The following is a 22,500-nucleotide window of genomic DNA, read 5'->3' as shown; positions in this document are numbered from 1 at the left end:
CCGTCCCGTCCGAAGGGCCGCCATGAACCCGGAGGACCTGCGTGCGGACGTTCCTGCAATCGAGGAGACCGCGTACCTCAACACCGGCGCGAGCGGACCGAGCCCGCGCCACGTCGTCGAGGCCGCGACCGACGTGCTCGAACGCCACGAGTACGAGAGCCACGTCACCGGCAGCCCCTACGACTTCTTCTACGGCGAACTCGCCGAGGTTCGCGAGCGCGTGGCCGCGTTCGTCGGTGCCGACCCGAGCGAGATCGCCCTGACGCACAGTACGGGTGACGGCATCTCCCGGCTGGCCGCCGCCATCGACTGGGAACCGGGCGATACGATCGTCTACTCCGACCTCGAACATCCCGCTGGCGTCCTGCCCTGGGAGCGGGCCGCCGACGTGTTCGACCTGAACGTTCGGGTCCTCGAAACCCGCGAGGGACGCGTGGACCTGGACGCCGTCAAGGAAGTCGTCGCGGACGCGCGCGTGCTCTGTCTGAGTTCGCTCTCCTGGAACTACGGGACGCGGATTCCGATCGGTGACGTGGTCGAGATCGCCCACGACGCGGACACGCGCGTCGTCGTCGACGCCGTCCAGTCGCCGGGGCAACACCCCATCGACGTCCACGAGTGGGGCGCCGACGCCGTTGCCGCGGCGGGCCACAAGTGGCTCCTCGGTCTCTGGGGCGGCGGTTTCCTCTCGGTGTCGTCGGACTTCGCGGCCGAACTCGAACCCCGCCGTATCAGTTATCGCGGTGTGACCGACCCCAACGCGGATACGTACGAGCGCTACTCGGACGCCCGGCAACTCGAGATCGGCACGACCTCGCTGGCGCCCCACGCAGCGCTCGCGACCGCGATGGACACGTTCGAAGCCATCGGTCTCGATACGGTCCAGTCACACGTCGAACGATTGACCGACCGGCTCAAGGCGGGCCTCGGCGACCGCCTGCTGTCGCCCCGCGAGTACGAGTCCGGCCTCGTCACGTTCGCGGCCGACGATCCCGATTCCCTCGTCGAACGGCTCGGAGCGGAGGGAATCGTCATCCGATCGCTCCCCGAGCCCGCTGCCGTTCGCGCGTCGGTTCACGTGTTCAACACCGCCGACGACATCGACCGGCTCCTCGCAACGCTCTGAGGGCGCACCGGAGGGTTTCTTCCCGCGATAATCGAACGTGATAATATCCGCGCAACGTTTAAACCAATCCTACCGCAGTTTTAGGTACAGATTACGGGAGCCGCGGGCTCCCGGTAGGGGTCATCTACAATGTCGTCCGATGCGGGGCAGCCGTCACGTGACCGGACCGTGGTTGCCCTCCTGACTGTCGTGGGGTTCGTCCTCGTCGCCGCGGTGTTGCCCGTCGTCGGGAGCGACGCACCGGGCCGGTCGCTGATTCCACAGTCCGCGACCGGCGACGACGCCGGCGGTGCGGGCAGTGCCGTGCAGCGAGCTCTCGGGGGGGAGAGTGCCGGCTCTAGCTCTCCGTCGGGGGGATCGGCCGACTCACAATCCCTGGTCGACGGACTGCTCAGCAACCTCTCGGCGGGCAGTCCCGGCCAGGTAGTGGCTGGCGATCGCGAGCGGACCAGCAGCCAGGGGCAGGGCGGGTCCAGCGGGTTCGGTGCGCTCAATCCCGGCTCGCAGACCGGCGTCGGGTCGACGCAGAACCTGCTGAGCGACAGTCTCCGCAATCAGTCCGCGACGCCGCACCTTCTCGTCCGGAGTTCCGAACCGGGGTACTGGCGGACCGGCGCGTTCACGACCTACACAGGGAGTGGCTGGACGACGCGCGGTGAGCCGGCCCCTGCCGAGTGGCCGCGCCGTCCGTCGACTAAGCCGGCCGATCGGCGGACCGTCACCCAGGAGTATCGCCTGCTCGAACCCGCGACCGCGCTGCCGGGCGTCTACGAGCCCACCGACGTCGAGAGCGGGTTCGCCGACGAACTGCGAGTGACTGACCAGGGGACCATCAGGGCCGCTTCGGCGATGCCGGCGAACACGACGTACACCGTCGTCAGCCAGGCCCCGCCGCGGACCCCGGAGCGTCTCAGACAGGCCGGGACGGACTACCCGAGGTCGATCGAAACGACCTATACGCAACTCCCTGCGGGCACGCCAGACCGGGTTGCGAGGCGGACCAGCCGGATCGTGCGGGACGCGGAGACGCCCTACGCGAAAGCCGTCGCCATCGAGTCCTGGCTGGAGGCGAACAAGCGCTACTCGCTGAACGCAAGTCACGACGGCGGCGACGTGGCCGACCAGTTCGTCTTCGAGATGGACAGCGGGTACTGCGAGTACTTCGCCTCCTCGATGGCCGTGATGCTCCGGTCTCAGGACGTTCCCGCCCGCTACGTGGTGGGCTACTCGACGGGCCAGCCCCAGGGGAACGGAACGTACCTCGTGCGCGCGATGAACGCCCACGCCTGGGTCGAGGTGTACTTCCCCGACACCGGCTGGGTTCGGTTCGACCCCACGCCGGGCCGGAGCCGCCTGCAGAGCGAGTTCCGGGCCTACCAGCGTGCCGCCGAGACCGGGAACGCCGACGCGGCGGCGCGACGCTTCCTCGACCAGGCCGCCGAGGGGTCGTCCGGCGACGGGGCGAGCGGCTCCCCCGACGAGTCGGCTGGTGGCCAGACCGGCGAAGACAGCGAGACTGCCGGCGACCAGCCGCGGACCAGCGACGACGGGTCCGGTGGGACGAACGCGACCGAGGCGACCGACGCGTACAATCACTCCGAGGAGGGGAGCCCCGGCGAATCGTTCGACCCTTCGCCGGGTCCGAGCTACAGTATCGCTCTCCAGAACGACCCGGTTCCCGGCCAGCGGGTGACCGTTCTCGTCGAGCGTGACGGCGACCCTGCCGCCGGCGTCACGGTGCGGTTCAACGGCGAGCGGATCGGCCGGACGAACGAGTCCGGGATGGTTCGCGGCGAAGTTCCGTTCGCCGGTCGCCTGACCATCGACGTCAGCGACAACGAGAGCCGGGCGGCGGGGACTGGGTCCCTTCTCGCTCCCGGTGGTGCGACGGTTCCGGGGTCGTTTGCGTCCACCGACGGACGAGGTATCGGGACCGCCGTACAGCAACGGAACGGAACGAACGTCACTCGCTCGTTCGACGTGCCGACCGACGTAGCGATCGCGGTCGACGGCCCGGTCGATCCGGGCGAAACTGTCTCCGTGAAAGCGACGATCGACGACCGCCCGATCGCCGACGCGAGAGTCTCGCTCGACGGCTCGCGGGTGGGAACGACGGACGAGCGGGGAACGCTCGCCGTGTCGCTGCCCGGGCGGGAGCGAACGACAGTCGAAGTCAGTCGCGGCGAGGCGTACGGCAACCGAACGCTCCGCCTGGCGAACGTCTCGGTGGCTACCTCGGGATTCGCACTCCCCGGCCTCTCGATCACTGTGTCGGTTACCGACGGGGAGACGCCGGTCGAGGGCGCCACTGTCGCCGTCGGCGGGCGGACCGCGACGACTGGACCGGACGGAACGGCGAGCGTGTCCCTGCCGCTGGCGACGGGCGCCACCGTCCACGTCGAGACGGCGGACGGAATCACCGAGCACCAGCCGGTGACGTATCGGTTCGTGACCGCCGGCGTCGCACTGGTGCTGGCGCTCGGTCTCGGTGCAGTGCTGGTCGTCCTCCGTCGACGCGCCAGTGCTGCCGGCCGCTCCGTCCGCGAGCACCTGCTCGCGACGCTCCGCTGGCTCTCGGGCGCGTTCGTCGCCGCGCTCGTCGGTCTGGCGATCCAGGTCGAACGCCTCCGTTCCCGGCTTCCGGTGATCGCCGAGCGAGTCGCCCGCACGCTTCGGACCGCCTGGCGGACGGTCGTGGCTGCCCTCAGCGCACGCCGGCTCGACTTCGGCGCGCTGCCTGGACCGCGCGCGATGCTCGCGTGGCTACTCGCAGCCCTTCGCGGGGTGGCGACCAGTGCCGAGTCGTCCGTGTCGGCCGCACTCAGTACCGACGCCGGGTCCGACGAGACCACCGCGGCTGTCGACGAGGTGGAGCCGTCCGGCCTCGATCCGGGGGAACGCGTCCGTCGCGCCTGGCGCGAGTTCCGCGCGCGACTCCCGGTCGCTGACTACCGCACGAAGACGCCTGGCGAACTCGCAGCGATCGGGATCGAGGAAGGCTTCCCGAGCGGCGCGGTCGGCACGCTCCGGGACGCCATTCGGGCGATCGAGTACGGCCGACGCGACCCCGACAGCTACCTCGACGACGTCGCGGCCGCCGAACGCGAACTCGGCGACGCCCGCGTAACCGACACTGGAGAATCCGACGCGAGGGACGCGGACGCCGCTCGCTCTGGGGCGCCCCCTGCGACCGACGGGGGTGAGAACGAATGAGTGGACGCACGCGACTGGTCGCAGTTACGGCGGGCGTCCTGCTGGCGGTGGCCTCGCTCGTCGTGCTGGCACCGGGGCTGTTGCCGGTCTCGCGGCCACACCTCGTCTCGCTGATGGACGACGTGGCGAACACAGTGGGTATCGCCGGGCTGGCGCTCGTCGCGGGTGCAATCGCCGTCGTTCAGGGTCTGTGGTCCTCGAAGACGCCGTCTGCACCGCCGGCGATGCCGGTCGATTCCACCGACGATGGGGAGCCAGCCGGACTCGTCCCCGGCGCGGAGTTCGACGAGCACCTCGCCGCTGCCGGGCGGATCGGCGGCCGGACGACCGAGGAAGAGGCGGTCGTCCGGGAAGACCTGCGCCGACTCGCGACCGACGTCTACAAGCAGGTCCACCGCTGCGACTGGGAGACGGCCGCCCGCGCCATCGAAGAAGGCCGCTGGACCGACGACCCCAGCGCGGCGGCGTTCGTCGGCGGCCCGGACGCTCCCGACGTCCCGCTGCGTCTCTGGTTCCGCGACGTGATCAGCGAGGACGGCGCGTTCTATCGCCAGGTGACTCGGACGATCCGCGCGCTCTACGCCCTCCGCACCGAGGCGTCCGCGGACGTGTCGGTGACCGGCCGCGACGGCGACCTGTTCGGTGGCGACGCCACCTCCGGCGAATCCGAGGGGAGCGGGTCCGAGACGACCGAGGTGACCGAACGATGATGCCCGTCGCTCGCTGGCACGGCGCGCTCGTCGCTGCGCTGTTTTCGAGTGCCGTCGGACTGTACGTCGGGAACCACACCGTCCTGCTGATCGGGACGATCCCGCTCGCCTACGTCGTTTACGGCTCCGTCACCGGACTCGGTCCGCCGTCGCTCGAAATCGAGCGTGCGCTCGGCGACGACCACGTGAACCCCGGCGAACCGGTGACGGTGACGGTGACCGTCCGGAACGACGGCGACCGGCCGATCCCGGACCTGCGCCTCGTCGACACCGTTCCCGAAGACGTCGCGGTCGTCGACGGCGCTCCCGCGGCCGGTGTCGCGCTGCGACCCGACGAGACCGCGACCGTCGAGTACGACGTGCTGCCCCCGCGTGGGACACACGAGTTCGGGAGCGTGGCCGTCCGGGGTCGGAGCCTCGCCGGGACTCTCGTCGGGACGGCGATGCTCGAACCGTCGGGGACGACGACGGTCACTTGCGACACGCTCCTGGACGAGTTCCCGCTCCTGGACCAGACGATGCCGTTCCCGGGTCAGCATCCGACTGACGCGGGCGGTGAGGGCATCGAGTTCCACTCCGTCCGGGAGTACCGGCGGGGCGACCCGCTCTCGCACGTCGACTGGCGACGACTCGCCCGCACCGGCGAGCTGGCGACGGTCACCTACCGCGAGGAGCGGGCGGCGGCGGTCGTCTTCGTCATCGACGCTCGCTCCGAGGTGACGTTCTCCCTCCCACAGGGCGGGCCGTCGACGACGGACTACGCCGTGTACGCTGCCGCCCAGGGCTTTCTCACGCTGACCGACGAGGGTCACCAGGCCGGCGTCACGACGCTCTCGCCGGCCGCGGAGCGCACCTGGGTCCCGCCCGGGCGCGGTGCGAACACCGAAGCCGCTGCCACCGACCTGTTCGACAGCCTGCAGGACGGCGCGGACAGTCGCGGCTCGTCCGCGGGTGCGGACGGCCCGGATAGCGCCGTCGCAGCCGATGGCGGCGACGATGACGCCCACGAGACGGCCGGCGGGACGGACCTCGGTCTCGACCTGGTCCAGCGGCTCCCGTCCCACGCGCAGGTCGTCCTGTGCACGCCGCTGGCCGACGACGCCCCGACCGCCGTCGTGGAGACGCTGCTGGCGAACCACCACGACGTCACCGTGTTGAGTCCGAACGTCACGGGCTCGGTGACGGGCACAGCCCCGACGCCGGGCCAGGCCGTAACGGACCTCAGACGCCGGACGCGGCTGACCGACCTCCAGCGACTCGGCGTCCCGGCCGTCGACTGGCAGCCGGACACGCCCCTCCAGGTCGCGCTGGCCGGAGTCATCGACGCGCGCAACGGCGGGTGGCAGCGATGACGGACGACGGAGCCGGGGAACGGCTCGAACCCGACGGCGGCGAGACGGCGGACGCCGACGGAGCAACGGACCGACGGGCGACGACTCTGTCGGGTCTCGCCGCCGAGCAGCGCGTCTCTCGCCGCGTCGCGGTGACGCTCTCAAAGGTGCAGCTGACGGCTGCCGTCAGTAGCCTGATGGCGGTACTGGCGGCACTGGTGATCGGGAGCCGACTCCTGGGGCTCGCGCTCACCGCGCTGGCGCTCGCGTCCGGGGGGCTGCTGGCGCTCGGTCTCTACGCACTCAACAGTGATCGACTGTGGCTGCTGCTGGCGTCGGGCGTGATCTTGACGCCGGCGTCGGTGCTGCTGGCGGCGGCGCTCGGGGTCAGCGTCTCCTTTGCACTCCGGACGGGCACGCCGGTCGGCCATCTGGTCGAAGTGACGGTTCTCCTGCTCGTGTTCGGGGGCTTCGCCGCGGTGCTGACGGCCGTTCCGCTCAGCGAGGGCGCCGTCCTGGCCGGGTCGTTCGTGCGATACATCGGGATGCTCGTCCCGCTGACCGTCGCCCAGTTCGCGGTGGTCGCCGTCGTCACCTGGGAGTCGACGATCGGTTTTCTCGCGCGCCTCGTCGTCGACAGCCCCGAACCGCTGCTGGCCGTCGGCCGGACGCTCCTGGCTCCCGAGGGCGGCTTCGCGCTGCTGACTCTGTTGGTGTATCCGCTCGCCGTCCTCTTCCTGTTCCGGCTGGTCGTCCGCACCGTCCCGCTCCAGACCCTGTTCCCGCCCCGGCAGCGCCCGACGGTCATCGCTCGTATCGACGACGCGAGTAGCGCGCTCGGCCGCGTGGTGTCCGTCGCCGCCCTCGCGGCGGTCGGCATCTTCGTGAGTGCCGCCCTCGTCGGAGCCACGTCGCCTGCCGCCGTTGCACGGTTGCTCGACCCGCCGTTCGCCGGTGTCGCCCGCTGGTTGCTGTCCAGCGTCGAACTCCGCGTGCTCTTCGTGCTCGTCATGGGTGCCATGGCCGCCATCCTCGTCGGCGAACGACTCCGCCGACTGGTGCGCCGCCGCTCCGAGGCCGACCTGCTGCGGCCGGCGCTGCCCGCCGTGGGCGCCGTCTCGGTCGCACTGCTCACGGTCGCCGTGCTCTCGCTGGTGACCACGCCCGAGCGACTGCTCGCGGCCGTGCCGGCGAGCGTGCGGCCGGCCGCTGGCTCGCTGTTCGCAGGCGGGCTCCTCCCGGCCGTGCTGCTCGTCGCCTTCGGCTCTCTCATCGTCGTCGGCGCCCTCTTCATCGCGCTGACGCTCCTCGCCGGGTCGCCGATCCTCCCGGAGCGAGCGCTCGGGCCGGCCCTCGCCAGCACGTCGGTGTTCGGACTCGCCCTCGTCCTGGTCCTGTTCGGTGGCTCGCCGGCGCTCGCTTTCATCACCGCGGCGCTCGCGCTCGTCGTCTGGGACGCGGGGGAGTTCGCCGTCGGGGTGCGCGAGGAACTCCCGCTCGACGCGCCGACCACCCGCGGCGAGGTCGTTCACGTCGGGGCATCGCTCGCTGTCGGCCTGCTCGCCGTCGGCGGCGCGTTCGTCCTCGAAGTGCTGATCGCCGGGCGGGTCGTCGTCCCCGCCGTCACCGAGACGGCGCTGGCCGCCGGTGCGCTGACGCTCGCGTTCGGCACGGTCGTCTTCCTGGCGTCTGTCCTGCGAGAATAGCGCTCAGTCGTCGTCGACCGAGGGGGCCGGCACGCGGTCGAGCACGTCGCCGAGGACGGAGCGCTTCGACACCGATCGCACGCTCGATTCCGCCGTGAGGACGAGTCGGTGGCTGAACACCGCGGGGGCGATCCCTTTGACGTCGTCGGGAACGACGTAGTCCCGCCCTTCGATGAGAGCGTACGCGCGGGCCGCCTCGAACAGTCGCTGGATGCCGCGCGGCGAGACGCCGACTCGAACCCGTTTGTCTTCTCGCGTCGCCCGGCCCAGGTCGACGACGTACTCGCGGACCTTCGGCTCGACCGTCACGGTCTCTGGAATCTCCTGGAGCGCCGTCACTCGCTGGTGGTCGAGCACTGAACTGACGCTCGGGGCCTGGGCCGTCCGGTCGGCGCGCCGGTCGAGCAGGTCGAGTTCCCCGTCGCGGTCGGGGTAGCCCATGCTGCTCTTGATCATGAACCGGTCGAGTTGGGCTTCCGGCAGCGAGAACGTCCCCTCCTGTTCGACGGGGTTCTGCGTGGCCAGCACGAAGAACGGCTCCGGAAGCGAATGGGTCTCGCCGTCGACGGTCACCTGTCCTTCTTCCATCGCTTCCAGCAGGGCCGCTTGCGTCTTCGGTGGGGCGCGATTGATTTCGTCGGCCAGCACGACGTTGGCGAAGATCGGCCCTTCAGAGAACTCGAACGTACCGTCGCGCTCGTCGTAAACGTTCGTCCCGATCACGTCGGCCGGCAAGAGGTCGGGCGTGAACTGTACCCGTGAGAACTCCAGTCCCAGGGCTGTCGCGATGCTCCGTGCCGTGAGCGTCTTCCCGACGCCGGGGACGTCCTCCAGGAGGACGTGGCCACGCGCTACCATCCCCGTCAAGACCTGCCTGAGAAATCGCCTGTCGGTGATGACTGCAGACTGCACCTCGTCCAGTACTGCCGTACACTCCGCTGTGGCGTCGGTGACGGCCATTGTCCCACGTGCGCACTCGCAGCAACATAAGTGCCTGGCTCGTCTCGGTCGCGTGACACCCCGTGACCGACTACCGGTGCGATTACACCGACGGCGCGTCCGCGTCGCGGAGCCGTTCGAGTCGCCCGATCAATTCGGTGAGTCCGTCGTTGACGTGTGCGATCCGGTCGTCGATGTCGTCGGCCGGAATCGCACCGTTGGGCGTCGGCTCGACGAACTCGTCGTTCTCGAGCATCCGCAGCGAGTACCGTACCTTGTGTTCCGGGAGCCCCGTCCGGTCGGCGAGTTTCACGATCCCGATCGGTCCGTCAGCGATTACTTCGCGAAGGATACGCAGATCGCGTTCCTCTTTCTCGACTTGGTTTTGAAGCCTCTCGACCATGCTGTTCGTTCTGCCACCACTTTCCACCCGCGGCATAAAACTCTTGCAACTCTCTCACCGGAGACGAGACCGTGCGGTGTCAGGTCAGTCGTCGACCGGTGTTCGTCGGAGTTCGTCGATCTGGTCGCGCAGGGTGCTCAGCTCCATCTCCAACTCCTCTCGGCGGTCGATGAGCGAACTCAGCTCCTCGGTGTTGACCGCCTGGTCCTCCTCGAGCGCCACTTCCAGTGCGTCCGTCGTCGACTGGACCAGAAAGTGAGCGACCTGGAGCACCTCCTCCGGCGACTCCCGGCTCTCGGCTAACGCCATCTCGCCCGAGAGCGGCGTGTACTCGATCAGCGGGACCTCCTCTTCGTCCCGGTACGTCGTCGAGGCGCTCATGCTCGTGACCGGGTTCTTCCTGTCCTGGGTCTGTTCCGTCCGGACGATGCTGAACTCGTCGGCGAGCGTCCCGTACGTCTCCTCCAGGTCCCGAAGGATTTCGCCCGTCTCGGCGTCCATCTGCGCTTCGACGTCCGCGAAGAACTGCGCGGTGCCGCCCAGACTCAGCGCGACGGTGAAGAAGGCTCCCTGGGAGTGTTCTGCGAAATCACGCAGCCGGTCGCGCACCTCGTCGTGTCGCCCCTCGGCCGCGAGTTTCTGTAACTCGTCCAGAAACGCTCGCGTCCCCGCTTCCTGTTCGAGGAAATCCTCAACCAGCGCCTTGGGCATCTCCCGCGGCGCTTCATCTCGGCTGCTCATACCCTCCGTTTCTCACCCCGGCACTATACGCTTTGGTCTGATCTATCACTCGATAGAGGGGTCTACCGACGTTCGAGACGCGGAACAGCTAAACTGACCGCGAGTCCGTCTGGACGGTGACGTCCTGAAAGGGGTTGGTTCCCCTCGCGTTCCGCTCACGGTGTTAGCCGTCTTCAGTGGCCCCGTCGCCTTCTTCAGCGTCGTCCGGTTCCGGCGTTTCGACAGGCTCAGGCGTCTCGACGGGTGCCGGTGTTTCGACCGGCTCCTGGGGTGAGGCCGTTCCCGGCGAGGGCGTTTCGACTGGGTCACCAGGTGAGATCGGTGATGCCGGCGTGCTCGGCGAGATCGGTGATGCCGGCGTGCTCGGCGAGATCGGTGACCCGGGCGAGACCGGAGTGACGGGTGACCCCGGGGTGACCGGCGACCCCGGGGAAATCGGCGACTCCGGGGAACTGGGTGAAGCTGGTGACCCTGGCGTCACTGGCGAGCTCGGTGACACTGGGGTGATCGGCGATCCTGGCGTGGCTGGTGATTCGGGCGACGTTGGCGACTCGGGTGTGGTCGGTGATTTGGGCGACGTTGGCGACTCGGGTGTGGTCGGTGATTCGGGCGACGTTGGCGACTCGGGTGTGGTCGGTGATTCGGGCGACGTTGGTGACTCCGGCGTGGTCGGCGTTGTCGGCGTGAGTGGCTGTTCGTCGCTCGGTGGCAACGTGACGTCGATTCGGACGTCTCCGGAGAACTCCGCGTCGACGTTCGAGATCGCGGCTGCGGCAGTCCGCTGGGCGGCCCAGTCACGCTCTCCGGCCCGTTCAGCGGCCGACGCCGCCGAGTTGACGACGGCGACCTGGAGCTGTTGGATGGAGACGGTCTGGACGTTGAGTTGGACCGCGGCACCTGCGGCACCGGTCGCAGCGGCCTGGACCTGTTCGACGGTTGCGACCTGGGACTGCGAGAGTGCCCCAGCGGCACTCGAACCCGTGATCGTCTGGAGCTGTCTGACGCTCACGTCCTGTCGCTGGGTGACGCTGCCGGCCCCGAAAGCCGCTCCTCGGGCGGCTGCCTGCACCTGCCGCACGTTCACAATCTGGTCCTGGGCTGCCCGCGTTACGGCCCCTTCACACGAACCCCGTGCGATCGCCTGAATCTGTTTAACGTTGGTCGTCTGGGTCTGCTCTAAGGCTCCTCTCGTCCCGCCTGCGACGCCGGCCTGGATCTGTTTGACCGACGCTCGCTGCGTCTGGGCGAGGCCTCCTTTCGCTCCGCCCCGCACTGCGGCCTGGATCTGCTTGACGTCGGTCGTCTGCCGCTGGGTCAGTGCCCCGAAACACGCGGCCCTGGCGGCGGCCTGGATCTGCGTGACGGTCGCTCGCTGCCGCTGCGTGAGCGACCCTGTGACCCCCGCCTTGGTGGCCATCTGAATCTGTTCGACCGACGCTCGCTGGTTCTGCCTCGTGGCAGCGACCGCTCCCGAACTCGCACCTGCGGTGGCGGCCTGTAACTGCCTGACGTTGGCGTCTTGTGTTTGCGTAAGCCCGCCGTTAGCGGCCCCGCGAGCGGCGGCTTGGACCTGCTCGACCGACGCTCGCTGGGACTGGGTTACGGCACCGCTGATCGATCCGCTGGCGATCGCCTGGATCTGTTTGACCGACGCTCGCTGCGTCTGGGTGAGGATTCCGACTGTCGCACCTGCAACGGCGGCCTGAAGCTGCTTGGTCGTGACCTGCTGTCGTTGGCTGACTGCAGCCTCCGCTCCCTGTCGGATGGCTGCGACCTGCCGCTGCGTCACAGTCGCTCCCTGCTGTTGTGCTAGCCGGACGCCTTTCTGGATGCCCGCTTCGATGGCGTCTTGCTGGTTCGCTGCGTTCTCGCGTGCCAGAATCGGCCCGGCGTACCCGACAGTCGCGACGACGACGAGGACTCCCATCGCGAGTGCGGCGAGTTGCCGAACGGCTCGTGGTCGCGTCATCGGCGCGTCCTCCGCTGTAACGGCTCCCGACACTGCTGACTATTCCTGCGTGATGTGCTCATACTATCCACCTCGTGCGCCGGACAGTCCCGCTCGGCGCGACCGGGAGTATTCCGAGCAGTTACCTAAAGTGGCCCAATCGTTCACACCTGTCTGCCGACGTTCCTGTCCCCGCTCAGAGAATCCTTCCGACCGCGACTCGGCAGTTCACTGCGGATTACCTCCCTGACTGTGGACGTGTCCCCTGGCCGCTTTCTCGATGGACGCGGCGACACACCGCCATAGCGAACGAATAGCAGAGATGCGCTTGGAGTGACGGATCTGAACCGATGCAGAGACGAGCCGTCTCACTTCGCTCGACGGCTGTGACTCCTTGTGTTCAAATCCCTCTCAGTCGCACACAGAATCTACGAACGCGACGCGATGAAACGCGTCGCTGGGGTGAGTAAAATTCAGAGAAGCGCCCGGAGCGGGATTTGAACCAGACTCCAGACGTGCTCGCTTCGCTGCGCGCGACTGGCAGGGTTCAAATCCCACTGGCTATTTCCCGAACTCGGGGCTCGCGACACAGACAAGCTGGTCGCTCACGAACTGAGTTCGGAAAAAGGACGCCCGGAGCGGGATTTGAACCCGTGCGGAGACGGTCCGTCTCGCTTCGTTCGACGGCTGCGACTCCTTGTGTTCAAATCCCTTTCAGTCGTACACACATTCTACGAACGCGACGCGATGAAACGCGTCGCTGGGTGAGTAAAATTCAGAGAAGCGCCCGGAGCGGGATTTGAACCCGCGTCACGACCGTGACAGGGTCGTATGATGGGCCACTACACCATCCGGGCGAACACATCAGCTTCTTCCTGAAGTCCGCGGAAGAAGGACGCCCGGAGCGGGATTTGAACCCGCGTCACGACCGTGACAGGGTCGTATGATGGGCCACTACACCATCCGGGCGAACGCATTTCCTCCTTTCCGGGTGGGAGTATTAAGACTTTCCAAACGAACCTGCGTCGTCATGCGTTCCCACGACTCCACCGCCGATCGACTCTCGGTTCTCACGCCGCTCAGTATCGTACGACGGTCGCTCCTGTCCGTACTCTCGCACAGGAGTTACTCATGGTAACCCAAACTCCTATGTGCTCAGTTCCCGTCTGTTGGGATAGGTTCGCTCGTCGCTCCCTCCCACGGTCGGCCCTGGGCGGGTCGGATAGCGCCGCTCGACGTGTTTTGACAAGCCTTAAATGGGCTCCGGCGCAAGGACGCTGTAGTATCTCGTGACAGCAACCTTCTCCAGCCAGTCCAGCCACAACCCATGGTAGATGTAAGCGAACACGAACTCGTACCCGAGCATAGCGTGCTCGACGAGGACGTCCTTGAGGAGGTCCTCGAAGAGTACAACATCGATCGAACAGACCTGCCGAAAATCAAACGCGCGGACCCGGCGCTCCCCGATGATGCCGAGGTGGGCGACGTCATCGAGATCACCCGGGACTCCCGCACGACCGATCAGGCGACCGTATATCGCCTCGTGGTGGAATAATGAATACGCAAGACCGACGCGAGATTTCGCGTGAGTACTTTTCGAGAGAACGGCTCGCAGAACACCATTTCCGGTCGTTCAACTCCTTCCTCGACCGGGGAATGCAGCGGGTGGTCGACGAAAAAGAGACCATCGAAACCGACATCGGCGACAAGGAGGGCGAAGAGCCCGTCTACGTCGAACTCGGTGACGTTCGCGTCGTCACCCCGCGCGTGCGGGAGGCGGACGGCTCCGAAGAACTCCTCTACCCCCAGGAAGCCCGGCTGCGGAACATCACCTACGCCGCGCCCGTCTTCATGGAGATGGCCATCATCAAGGGTGGCAACGAGGAAGAAGAACACGTCGTAGACCAGACCGAGACGAAGATCGGTCGCATGCCGATCATGGTCGGTTCCCGGAAGTGCAACATCTCCGGGTTCTCCAATGCGGAACTCATCGACATCGGCGAAGACCCCGCCGACCCCGGCGGTTACTTCATCGTCAACGGGTCCGAGCGGGTGCTGATGACCTCCGAAGACCTCGCACCGAACAAGATCCTCGCCGAGTACGACACGAAGTACGGCGACGAGATCCAGGTCGCCAAAACCTTCAGCCAGCGACGGGGCTATCGCGCGCTCGTACTGTGTGAGCGCAACCGCGAGGGCCTGCTCGAAGTGTCGTTCCCCTCCGTCTCGGGCTCGATCAACTTCGTCACGCTCGTGCGCGCGCTCGGACTCGAATCCGACGAGGAGATCGTCCACCGCGTGAGCGACGACCCCGAGATCGTGAAGTTCATGCTCGAGAACCTGGAGGCCGCCGACGTCCAGACGACCAACGAGGCGATCGAGACCCTCGGGAAGCGCGTCGCCTCCGGCCAGGGCAAGAACTACCAGCTCAAGCGCGCCAACTACGTCATCGACCGGTACCTCCTGCCCCACCTCCACGAGGACGGGGTCGAGGAGGAAGAAGTGCGCATCAACAAGGCGTACTACCTCTGCCGGATGGCCGAAGCCTGCTTCGAGCTCGCGCTCGGCCGGCGCGAATCCGACGACAAGGACCACTACGCCAACAAGCGCCTGAAGGTCTCGGGCGACCTGATGAAGGACCTGTTCCGGACGGCGCTGAACAAGCTGGCACGCGACGTGAAGTACCAGCTCGAGCGCGCGAACATGCGCAACCGGCAGCTCTCCGTGTCGACGGTCGTTCGGTCGGACGTCCTGACCGAGCGGCTCGAACACCCGATCGCGACGGGGAACTGGGTCGGGGGCCGCTCCGGCGTGAGCCAGCTCGTGGACCGCACCGACTACATGGGTGTGCTGTCCCACCTGCGTCGCCTTCGCTCGCCGCTTTCCCGCAGCCAGCCCCACTTCGAGGCGCGTGACCTGCACGCGACCCAGTGGGGTCGCATCTGTCCCTCCGAGACCCCGGAGGGCCCGAACTGTGGGCTGGTGAAGAACTTCGCACAGGCGATGGAGCTGTCACAGGACATCGAAGACCAGCAGCACCTCAAACAGGAACTCGCGTCGATGGGTGTCGAGGGGATCCCCGGCATCGAGTCCATCGAGCAGCCAGCGGACGACTAAAGATATGAGTCAAGGACGAGAAGCGAAAGTATACGTCAACGGTAGTCTGGTCGGGACACATCCCGACCCGCACAAGCTCGCAGATGACATTCGACAGGCGCGCCGACGCGGCGACGTCAGCGAGATGGTCAACGTCTCGGTCAAGGACCGCACGGACGAGGTCATCGTCAACGCCGACGCCGGCCGCGCGCGCCGCCCGCTCCTCATCGTCGAGGACGGCGAGCCGCTCGTCTCCGACGAGGAGGTCGCGGCGCTGAAAGCCGGCGAACTCGGCTTCGACGACCTCGTCGAGCGCGGTTACGTCGAATTCATCGACGCCGAAGAGGAAGAGGACATCCTGGTCGCCGTCGAGGAGGACGACCTCACCACGGACCACACCCACCTCGAAGTCGACCCGCAGCTCATCTTCGGGATCGGTGCCGGGATGATTCCCTACCCCGAACACAACGCCTCGCCGCGTATTACGATGGGATCGGGGATGATCAAGCAGTCGCTGGGCCTGCCGAGCGCGAACTACCGCATTCGGCCGGACACCCGCCAGCACCTCCTGCACTACCCGCAGCTCTCGCTGGTCAAGACCCAGACGACCGAACAGATCGGCTACGACGACCGCCCGGCGGCACAGAACTTCGTCGTCGCGGTCATGAGCTACGAAGGGTTCAACATCGAGGACGCGCTCGTGCTCAACGGCGGCTCGGTCGACCGCGCGCTCGCGCGTTCGCACTTCTTCCGGACCTACGAGGGCGAGGAACGCCGCTATCCCGGCGGCCAGGAAGACCGCTTCGAGATCCCGGACGACGACGTCCGCGGGGCTCGCGGCGAGGAAGCCTACACCCACCTCGACGAGGACGGCCTCGTCAACCCCGAGACGCAGGTCGGCGAGAACGACGTGCTCCTCGGGAAGACCAGTCCACCGAGGTTCCTCGAAGAACCGGACGACATGGGCGGTCTCTCGCCCCAGAAGCGGCGTGAGACCTCGGTGACGATGCGCTCCGGCGAGTCCGGGGTCGTCGACACCGTCACGCTCATGGAGGGCGAGGACGGCTCGAAGCTCTCGAAGGTCTCTGTTCGTGACGAGCGAATCCCCGAACTCGGGGACAAGTTCGCGTCGCGACACGGTCAGAAGGGCGTCGTGGGCCACATCGCACCCCAGGAAGACATGCCCTTCACCGAACAGGGCGTCGTCCCGGACCTGATCGTCAACCCGCACGCGCTGCCGTCGCGGATGACGGTCGGCCACGTCCTGGAGATGCTCGGCGGCAAGGTCGGGTCCCTCGAGGGTCGCCGCGTCGACGGGACCGCCTTCACCGGCGAGGACGAGGACGAGCTTCGCGGTGGGCTCCAGGAGAAGGGCTTCAAGTCCAGCGGAAAGGAGGTCATGTACTCGGGCGTCACCGGCGAGAAGATCGACGCGGAGATCTTCGTCGGGACGATTTTCTACCAGAAGCTCTACCACATGGTCTCGAACAAGCTGCACGCCCGCTCGCGCGGGCCGGTGCAGGTGCTCACCCGCCAGCCCACCGAGGGTCGCGCACGCGAAGGTGGGCTGCGTATCGGGGAGATGGAACGCGACGTGTTCATCGGACACGGTGCGGCCATGACGCTCAAGGAACGGCTCTTAGACGAGTCCGACCGCGAGTGGATCTACATCTGTGCGAACTGTGGCATGGCGGCCGTCGAGAACGTCGACCAGCGTCGGGTGTACTGCCCGAACTGCGACGAGGAGACGGACATCCACGAGATCGAGATGTCGTACGCATTCAAGCTCCTGCTCGACGAGATGAAGGCGCTCGGCATTGCGCCGCGCATCGAACTGGAGGACGCAGTATAAATGAGTCAACACGCACCCAAAGAGATCGGTCAGCTCAGTTTCGGGCTGATGGACCCCGAGGAGTATCGGGACATGAGCGCCACCAAGGTCATCACGGCCGACACCTACGACGACGACGGGTTCCCCATCGACATGGGACTGATGGACCCGCGCCTCGGCGTCATCGACCCCGGGCTGGAGTGCAAGACCTGCGGGAAACACTCCGGGTCGTGTAACGGCCACTTCGGCCACATCGAACTCGCCGCGCCCGTCATCCACGTCGGCTTCGCGAAACTCATCCGCCGACTGCTGCGCGGGACCTGCCGCGAGTGCTCGCGGCTCTGTCTCAACGACGAGGAACGCGAGGAGTTCGTCAGTCGCCTGCGTCGCGCCCGCGAACTGCAGGACGACCTGAACGACGTGACCAAGGCCGCCATCCGGCAGGCCCGCAAGAAGGACCACTGTCCGTTCTGCGGCGCCCAGCAGTACGACATCAACCACGAGAAGCCGACCACGTACTACGAGGTCCAGCAGGTGCTCTCCTCGGAGTACCCGGACCGCATCGCGAAGGCGATGGAGCCGGACCCCGACGACGAGGACGACCGCGGCGTCTCCCCGGTCGAACTCGCCGACGAGACCGGCATCGACCAGGGCCGCGTCCAGGACATCCTTTCGGGCGAGTTCCGCCCGCGCGAGGAAGACCGCAAGGCCATCGAGCGCGCGCTCGACGTCGATCTCACGGAAGAGGACATGAACAAGCTGATGCCCAGCGACATCCGGGACTGGTTCGAGGACATCCCGGACGAGGACATCCAGGTGCTGGGCATCGAGCCCGACCGCTCCCGACCCGAGTGGATGATCCTGACCGTGCTGCCGGTCCCGCCGGTCACGGCTCGCCCGTCCATCACGCTGGACAACGGCCAGCGTTCCGAGGACGACCTCACGCACAAGCTGGTGGACATCATCCGCATCAACCAGCGGTTCATGGAGAACCGCGAGGCGGGTGCTCCGCAGCTGATCATCGAGGACCTCTGGGAACTGCTCCAGTACCACGTCACGACGTTCATGGACAACGAGATCTCGGGAACGCCGCCGGCCCGCCACCGCTCGGGTCGTCCGCTGAAGACGCTCTCCCAGCGTCTCAAGGGGAAGGAAGGGCGTTTCCGTGGCTCGCTGTCCGGGAAACGCGTCAACTTCTCGGCGCGTACCGTGATTTCGCCGGACCCGACGCTCTCGCTGAACGAGGTCGGCGTGCCGGACCGGGTCGCGACGGAGATGACCCAGACGATGAACGTCAACGAGCGCAACTTAGAGGAGGCACGACGCTACGTCTCCAACGGACCGGAGGCCCATCCGGGCGCGAACTACGTCCAGCGGCCCGACGGACGTCGCCTGAAGGTCACCGAGAAGAACTGCGAGGAACTGGCCGAGAAGGTCGAACCCGGCTGGGAAGTGTCCCGCCACCTCATCGACGGGGACATCGTGATCTTCAACCGGCAGCCCTCGCTGCACCGGATGTCTATCATGGCCCACGAGGTCGTCGTGATGCCGTACAAGACGTTCCGGCTGAACACCGTCGTCTGCCCGCCGTACAACGCAGACTTCGACGGGGACGAGATGAACATGCACGCGCTGCAGAACGAGGAGGCCCGTGCCGAGGCCCGCGTCCTGATGCGCGTCCAGGAACAGATCCTCTCCCCGCGCTTCGGTGAGAACATCATCGGGGCCATCCAGGACCATATCAGCGGGACCTATCTCCTCACGAACCAGAACCCGCACTTCAACGAGACGCAGGCGCTGGACCTGCTCCGTGCGACGCGGATCGACGAACTGCCCGAACCCGACGGCGAGGAAGACGGCGTGCCGTACTGGACCGGGCGGTCGCTGTTCTCGGAACTGCTGCCCGACGACCTGAACGTCGAGTTCACGTCCTCGGCGGGCGACACCGTCGTCATCGAGGACGGCCAGATGACGCAGGGCACCATCGACGAGGACGCGGTCGGTGCGTTCGGCGGCGAGATCGTCGACACCATCGCCAAGGTGTACTCGAAGACGCGTGCCCGCATCTTCATCAACGAGGTCGCGTCCCTGGCGATGCGTTCGATCATGCACTTCGGGTTCTCGATCGGGATCGACGACGAGTCGATCTCCCGGGAAGCAGAAGAGCAGATCGACGAAGCCATCGAGAACGCCTACGAGCGCGTCCAGGAACTCATCCAGACCTACGACCGGGGCGAACTCGAATCGCTCCCGGGCCGAACCGTCGACGAGACCCTGGAGATGAAGATCATGCAGACGCTCGGGAAGGCGCGTGACTCCGCCGGTGACATCGCCGAGGAGCACTTCGACGACGACAACCCGGCGGTCGTGATGGCCGAGTCCGGGGCTCGTGGGTCGATGCTCAACCTGACCCAGATGGCCGGCTGTGTCGGTCAGCAGGCAGTCCGCGGTGAGCGGATCAACCGCGGCTACGAGGACCGCACCCTGTCTCACTACAAGCCAGACGACCTGTCCGCGGAGGCACACGGCTTCGTCGAGCACTCCTACCGCGGCGGGCTGAACCCGCGGGAGTTCTTCTTCCACGCGATGGGTGGTCGCGAGGGCCTGGTGGACACGGCAGTCCGTACCTCCAAGTCCGGCTACCTGCAGCGCCGACTCATCAACGCCCTCTCGGAACTCGAAACGCAGTACGACGGGACGGTGCGCGACACCAGCGACACCATCGTCCAGTTCGAGTTCGGCGAAGACGGCACCAGTCCGGTGAAGGTCTCCTCCGGCGAGGAGAACGACATCGACGTCGAACAGATCGCGGACCGCGTCATGGACGCGGAGTTCGCGGACGAGACCGAGAAACAGCAGTTCCTCGGCGAGGAGGCCGCGCCGACGAACCTCTCCGAACACGCCGACGACTGGTGGATGGCCCAGAGTGACGACTAAACAATGACAGAGTACGACGTATCCGCAGACATCGAGGCCGTCGTCGAGGACACCAACCTCCCGCGACGGCTGAAAGACGAGGTGTACAGCACCATCGAACAGCGCGACGGCGTCAGCGTCGAACAGGCCGACGACATCGCCAAAGCAGTCGAGACCCGCTATCTCGACACGCGCGTCGACCCGCTCGACCCCGTGGGCACCGTCAGTGCCCAGTCCATCGGGGAACCGGGGACGCAGATGACGATGAACACGTTCCACTACGCGGGCGTCGCGGAGATCGACGTCACCCAGGGTCTGCCCCGGCTCATCGAGCTGGTGGACGCCCGGAAGACGCCGGACACGCCGATGATGACGGTCCACCTCGAGGACGAGTTCGCCGAGAACCGCGAGCGCGCCCACGAAGTCGTCTGGAAAATCGAGGCGACGCGCATCCTCGCGCTCGGTGACATCTCGACGGACGTCGCCGACATGCTCGTTCGCGTGAACCTCAACCCGGACACACTCCAGGAACGCTGGCCGACCGTCGACCGCCTCTCGGACATCGTCGCCGAGATCTCCGAGACCATCGAGTCCAAACTCGGCGTCGAGGTCGTCCAGCTCGACGAGACTGTCATCGAGTTCGGCCCGGACCAGCCGAGTTACCGCGAACTCCTCCAGCTCGTCGAGGACCTGCGCGAAATCGTCTTCAAAGGGATCGAGGAGATCGATCGCGTCGTCATCCGCCGCGAGGAGACCGACCAGGCACCGGACGGCGAGTTCGTCCTCTACACCGAAGGGTCCGAACTGGGCGACGTCCTCGGGATCGAGGGCGTCGACGCCAGCCGTTCGACCTGTAACAACATCCACGAGATCTACCGGAACCTCGGCGTCGAGGCGGCCCGCGAGTCGATCATCGAGGAGACGATGAACACGCTCGAAGAGCAGGGACTCGACGACGTGAACATCCGTCACCTGATGCTGGTCTCGGACATCATGACAAATCGTGGGACAATCGAGTCCATCGGTCGCCACGGCATCTCCGGGAACAAGGAGTCCGTGCTGGCCCGGGCAGCGTTCGAGGTGACGGTCAACCACCTGCTCGACGCCGCCATCCACGGCGAAGTCGACGACCTCAACGGCGTCACGGAGAACGTCATCGTCGGCAAGCCCATCAAGCTCGGTACCGGCGACGTGAACCTCCGGATGGGTTCCTCGCCTGCCCGCGGCGACGGTGAAGGGGCCGACTAAGCGCCGATGACTGTCACCCTCTCGGACCGCGAGCGCCGGTACATCGCCCTCTTCGAGGACGAGGTCGGCGTGACGATTCGCGACTGCGTGGTCGACGAGGATCACGACCGGATCATCTTCGTCGTGAAGGCCGGCGACATGGGTGATGCCATCGGGCCGGGGGGACGCAACGTCGAGCGGATCGAAGACAAACTGGATCGTCCGGTCGAACTCATCGAAGACGCCGACGCGGCCGCGGACTTCGTCGCGAACGCGCTCGCGCCGGCCGCCGTGTACAACGTCACGATCAGCGAGAACGAAGACACCGTCGCCTACGCAGAGGTCGACCACGACGACACCGGCGTCGCCATCGGCAAGGGCGGGCGCAACATCGAAGCCGCCCGGCTGATGGCCGAACGCCACTTCGACGTGGACGACATTCAGCTAACCTGAGCGTACCTTTTTCCGCTCGGGTGTCCTCGCGGGTCTTCGACCCGCTGCGGGCACCGCTCGCGCAAAAAATCCACGCTAAAAAAGCGGAACTCGCGCAGAGCGCGAGTTCCGTGAACCGCTCGCTTCGCTCGCAGATGCTTGTCTTGGGGGCTCCCCCGTGGTCACTCGTGCTCACTGGATAACCGGCAAAGTTCGGTCGCTGACCTGGTGGTATCGCAGTAATCGTCCGGAAAAATCATCCGAGGGGATGAATCCCGGAATGACCCTCAAGCCATCTGTAAGTGGCCACTCCACAGTCAAAAGATTTGTTGAAACCTCGAATCTGAAACAGTTCCAACGGATTGGACTGGACATAAGCATCCGCGCGCCAGTGGCGCGCGGTTCACTGCCGGTGAGGCGGGCGAGGCGCGAGCGCAGCGAGCGTCTCGGAGCGAACGGGCGAAGCCCGTGAGCAGCGACGAACCGGCAGCCTTTTTTGGTCCAGATTTTTGACGGGGGTTGAGCGCTCGCCACAGGCGAGCGCGATTCTCCCGTTAAAAAAGGTGGCTCCGAAAGACTGTGCTTAAGTAGCTCCGTTGGATATTCGACGGTACTATGGCGAACGGCAAATACGCCGCGCGGAAGCTCAAGAAGGACCGGCAGCAGCACCGCTGGTCCGACTCGAAGTACGCGCGCCGAGAGCGGGGACTTCGCGAGAAGTCCGACCCCCTCGAGGGTGCACCTCAGGGTCGCGGTATCGTGCTCGAAAAGACAGCTGTCGAAGCGAAGCAGCCGAACTCCGCAGTTCGGAAATGCGTCCGCGTCCAGCTCATCAAGAACGGGAAGCAGGTGACTGCGTTCTGTCCTGGTGACGGCGCGAT

The 22,500-nt window shown here is 66.6% G+C and carries 15 protein-coding genes, 2 tRNA genes and 1 pseudogene; 12 read left to right on the top strand and 6 right to left on the bottom strand.

The window, feature by feature from the left end; translation table 11 throughout:
• Positions 1-22: 22 nt before the first annotated feature.
• The 5 genes from ACFR9U_RS12550 (at position 23) to ACFR9U_RS12530 (ending at position 8,086) form a co-directional block, all read left to right on the top strand.
• A complete protein-coding gene (locus ACFR9U_RS12550) occupies positions 23-1,126 on the top strand; it encodes an aminotransferase class V-fold PLP-dependent enzyme (protein ID WP_247380608.1) in 1,104 nt (367 codons plus the stop codon).
• Between the two features lie 129 nt (positions 1,127-1,255).
• A complete protein-coding gene (locus ACFR9U_RS12545) occupies positions 1,256-4,339 on the top strand; it encodes a transglutaminase TgpA family protein (protein ID WP_247380610.1) in 3,084 nt (1,027 codons plus the stop codon).
• The gene (locus tag ACFR9U_RS12540) at positions 4,336-5,049 is read left to right on the top strand and encodes a DUF7269 family protein (protein WP_247380612.1); all 714 of its coding nucleotides are present in this window, start codon (positions 4,336-4,338) and stop codon (positions 5,047-5,049) included. The genes ACFR9U_RS12545 and ACFR9U_RS12540 overlap by 4 nt, the downstream gene beginning before the upstream one ends.
• Entirely contained in the window at positions 5,049-6,401 is a 1,353-nt protein-coding gene (locus tag ACFR9U_RS12535; RefSeq protein ID WP_247380614.1) for a DUF58 domain-containing protein, read from the top strand. Before ACFR9U_RS12540 ends, ACFR9U_RS12535 begins: the two co-directional genes overlap by 1 nt.
• On the top strand, positions 6,398-8,086 hold the full coding sequence (locus ACFR9U_RS12530) for a DUF7519 family protein (protein WP_247380615.1): 1,689 nt from the start codon (positions 6,398-6,400) through the stop codon (positions 8,084-8,086). The genes ACFR9U_RS12535 and ACFR9U_RS12530 overlap by 4 nt, the downstream gene beginning before the upstream one ends.
• Positions 8,087-8,089: 3 nt before the next feature.
• Here ACFR9U_RS12530 and ACFR9U_RS12525 read toward each other — a convergent pair whose 3' ends face one another.
• The 6 genes from ACFR9U_RS12525 to ACFR9U_RS12500 form a co-directional block, all read right to left on the bottom strand.
• Positions 8,090-9,046 (bottom strand): AAA family ATPase, encoded by a 957-nt coding sequence (locus ACFR9U_RS12525; RefSeq protein WP_247380617.1) that lies wholly within the window; start codon positions 9,044-9,046, stop codon positions 8,090-8,092.
• An 82-nt stretch (positions 9,047-9,128) separates the two neighbouring features.
• Positions 9,129-9,428, bottom strand: a complete 300-nt coding sequence (locus ACFR9U_RS12520) for a winged helix-turn-helix transcriptional regulator (RefSeq protein ID WP_247380619.1) — start codon at positions 9,426-9,428, stop codon at positions 9,129-9,131.
• 84 nt (positions 9,429-9,512) lie between these two features.
• Complete coding sequence (locus ACFR9U_RS12515; protein ID WP_247380621.1) at positions 9,513-10,169, bottom strand: hypothetical protein; 657 nt, start codon at positions 10,167-10,169, stop codon at positions 9,513-9,515.
• 163 nt (positions 10,170-10,332) lie between these two features.
• Positions 10,333-12,138: a hypothetical protein gene (locus ACFR9U_RS12510; RefSeq protein WP_247380623.1), complete on the bottom strand. Its 1,806-nt coding sequence runs from the start codon at positions 12,136-12,138 to the stop codon at positions 10,333-10,335.
• A gap of 763 nt (positions 12,139-12,901) precedes the next feature.
• Positions 12,902-12,974 (bottom strand) — tRNA-Asp (locus ACFR9U_RS12505).
• A gap of 39 nt (positions 12,975-13,013) precedes the next feature.
• Positions 13,014-13,086 (bottom strand) — tRNA-Asp (locus ACFR9U_RS12500).
• 358 nt (positions 13,087-13,444) lie between these two features.
• Between ACFR9U_RS12500 and ACFR9U_RS12495 the strand changes: the two genes are divergently transcribed.
• The 7 genes and pseudogenes from ACFR9U_RS12495 to ACFR9U_RS12465 form a co-directional block, all read left to right on the top strand.
• Positions 13,445-13,672: a DNA-directed RNA polymerase subunit H gene (locus ACFR9U_RS12495; protein ID WP_247380626.1), complete on the top strand. Its 228-nt coding sequence runs from the start codon at positions 13,445-13,447 to the stop codon at positions 13,670-13,672.
• Positions 13,672-15,234 carry a DNA-directed RNA polymerase subunit B'' gene (locus ACFR9U_RS12490; protein WP_247380629.1) on the top strand — a complete coding sequence of 521 codons (1,563 nt, stop codon included), beginning with the start codon at positions 13,672-13,674 and terminating at the stop codon, positions 15,232-15,234. Before ACFR9U_RS12495 ends, ACFR9U_RS12490 begins: the two co-directional genes overlap by 1 nt.
• Before the next feature lie 4 nt (positions 15,235-15,238).
• Positions 15,239-17,065, top strand: a complete 1,827-nt coding sequence (gene rpoB, locus ACFR9U_RS12485) for a DNA-directed RNA polymerase subunit B (RefSeq protein ID WP_247380632.1) — start codon at positions 15,239-15,241, stop codon at positions 17,063-17,065.
• On the top strand, positions 17,066-19,981 hold the full coding sequence (locus ACFR9U_RS12480; RefSeq protein ID WP_247380634.1) for a DNA-directed RNA polymerase subunit A': 2,916 nt from the start codon (positions 17,066-17,068) through the stop codon (positions 19,979-19,981).
• A gap of 3 nt (positions 19,982-19,984) precedes the next feature.
• The gene (gene rpoA2, locus ACFR9U_RS12475; protein WP_247380636.1) at positions 19,985-21,208 is read left to right on the top strand and encodes a DNA-directed RNA polymerase subunit A''; all 1,224 of its coding nucleotides are present in this window, start codon (positions 19,985-19,987) and stop codon (positions 21,206-21,208) included.
• 6 nt (positions 21,209-21,214) lie between these two features.
• A complete protein-coding gene (locus ACFR9U_RS12470) occupies positions 21,215-21,640 on the top strand; it encodes a NusA-like transcription termination signal-binding factor (protein ID WP_247380638.1) in 426 nt (141 codons plus the stop codon).
• 594 nt (positions 21,641-22,234) lie between these two features.
• Positions 22,235-22,500: pseudogene (locus tag ACFR9U_RS12465) on the top strand (30S ribosomal protein S12); the annotation flags it as partial.

The sequence above is a fragment of the Halorientalis brevis genome (genome assembly GCF_042678165.1).
Taxonomy (GTDB): Archaea; Halobacteriota; Halobacteria; order Halobacteriales; family Haloarculaceae; genus Halorientalis; species Halorientalis brevis.
The sequence above is the reverse complement of the archived record's forward strand: the minus strand, read 5'-3'. Positions and strand labels throughout refer to the sequence as shown.

Excerpts from the sequence above, each read along its gene's own strand:
- ACFR9U_RS12550 (WP_247380608.1), top strand. The coding sequence starts at position 23 with ATGAACCCGGAGGACCTGCGTGCGGACGTTCCTGCAATCGAGGAGACC.
- ACFR9U_RS12545 (WP_247380610.1), top strand. The coding sequence starts at position 1,256 with ATGTCGTCCGATGCGGGGCAGCCGTCACGTGACCGGACCGTGGTTGCC.
- ACFR9U_RS12540 (WP_247380612.1), top strand. The coding sequence starts at position 4,336 with ATGAGTGGACGCACGCGACTGGTCGCAGTTACGGCGGGCGTCCTGCTG.
- ACFR9U_RS12535 (WP_247380614.1), top strand. The coding sequence starts at position 5,049 with ATGCCCGTCGCTCGCTGGCACGGCGCGCTCGTCGCTGCGCTGTTTTCG.
- ACFR9U_RS12530 (WP_247380615.1), top strand. The coding sequence starts at position 6,398 with ATGACGGACGACGGAGCCGGGGAACGGCTCGAACCCGACGGCGGCGAG.
- ACFR9U_RS12525 (WP_247380617.1), bottom strand. The coding sequence starts at position 9,046 with ATGGCCGTCACCGACGCCACAGCGGAGTGTACGGCAGTACTGGACGAG.
- ACFR9U_RS12520 (WP_247380619.1), bottom strand. The coding sequence starts at position 9,428 with ATGGTCGAGAGGCTTCAAAACCAAGTCGAGAAAGAGGAACGCGATCTG.
- ACFR9U_RS12515 (WP_247380621.1), bottom strand. The coding sequence starts at position 10,169 with ATGAGCAGCCGAGATGAAGCGCCGCGGGAGATGCCCAAGGCGCTGGTT.
- ACFR9U_RS12510 (WP_247380623.1), bottom strand. The coding sequence starts at position 12,138 with ATGACGCGACCACGAGCCGTTCGGCAACTCGCCGCACTCGCGATGGGA.
- ACFR9U_RS12495 (WP_247380626.1), top strand. The coding sequence starts at position 13,445 with ATGGTAGATGTAAGCGAACACGAACTCGTACCCGAGCATAGCGTGCTC.
- ACFR9U_RS12490 (WP_247380629.1), top strand. The coding sequence starts at position 13,672 with ATGAATACGCAAGACCGACGCGAGATTTCGCGTGAGTACTTTTCGAGA.
- rpoB (WP_247380632.1), top strand. The coding sequence starts at position 15,239 with ATGAGTCAAGGACGAGAAGCGAAAGTATACGTCAACGGTAGTCTGGTC.
- ACFR9U_RS12480 (WP_247380634.1), top strand. The coding sequence starts at position 17,066 with ATGAGTCAACACGCACCCAAAGAGATCGGTCAGCTCAGTTTCGGGCTG.
- rpoA2 (WP_247380636.1), top strand. The coding sequence starts at position 19,985 with ATGACAGAGTACGACGTATCCGCAGACATCGAGGCCGTCGTCGAGGAC.
- ACFR9U_RS12470 (WP_247380638.1), top strand. The coding sequence starts at position 21,215 with ATGACTGTCACCCTCTCGGACCGCGAGCGCCGGTACATCGCCCTCTTC.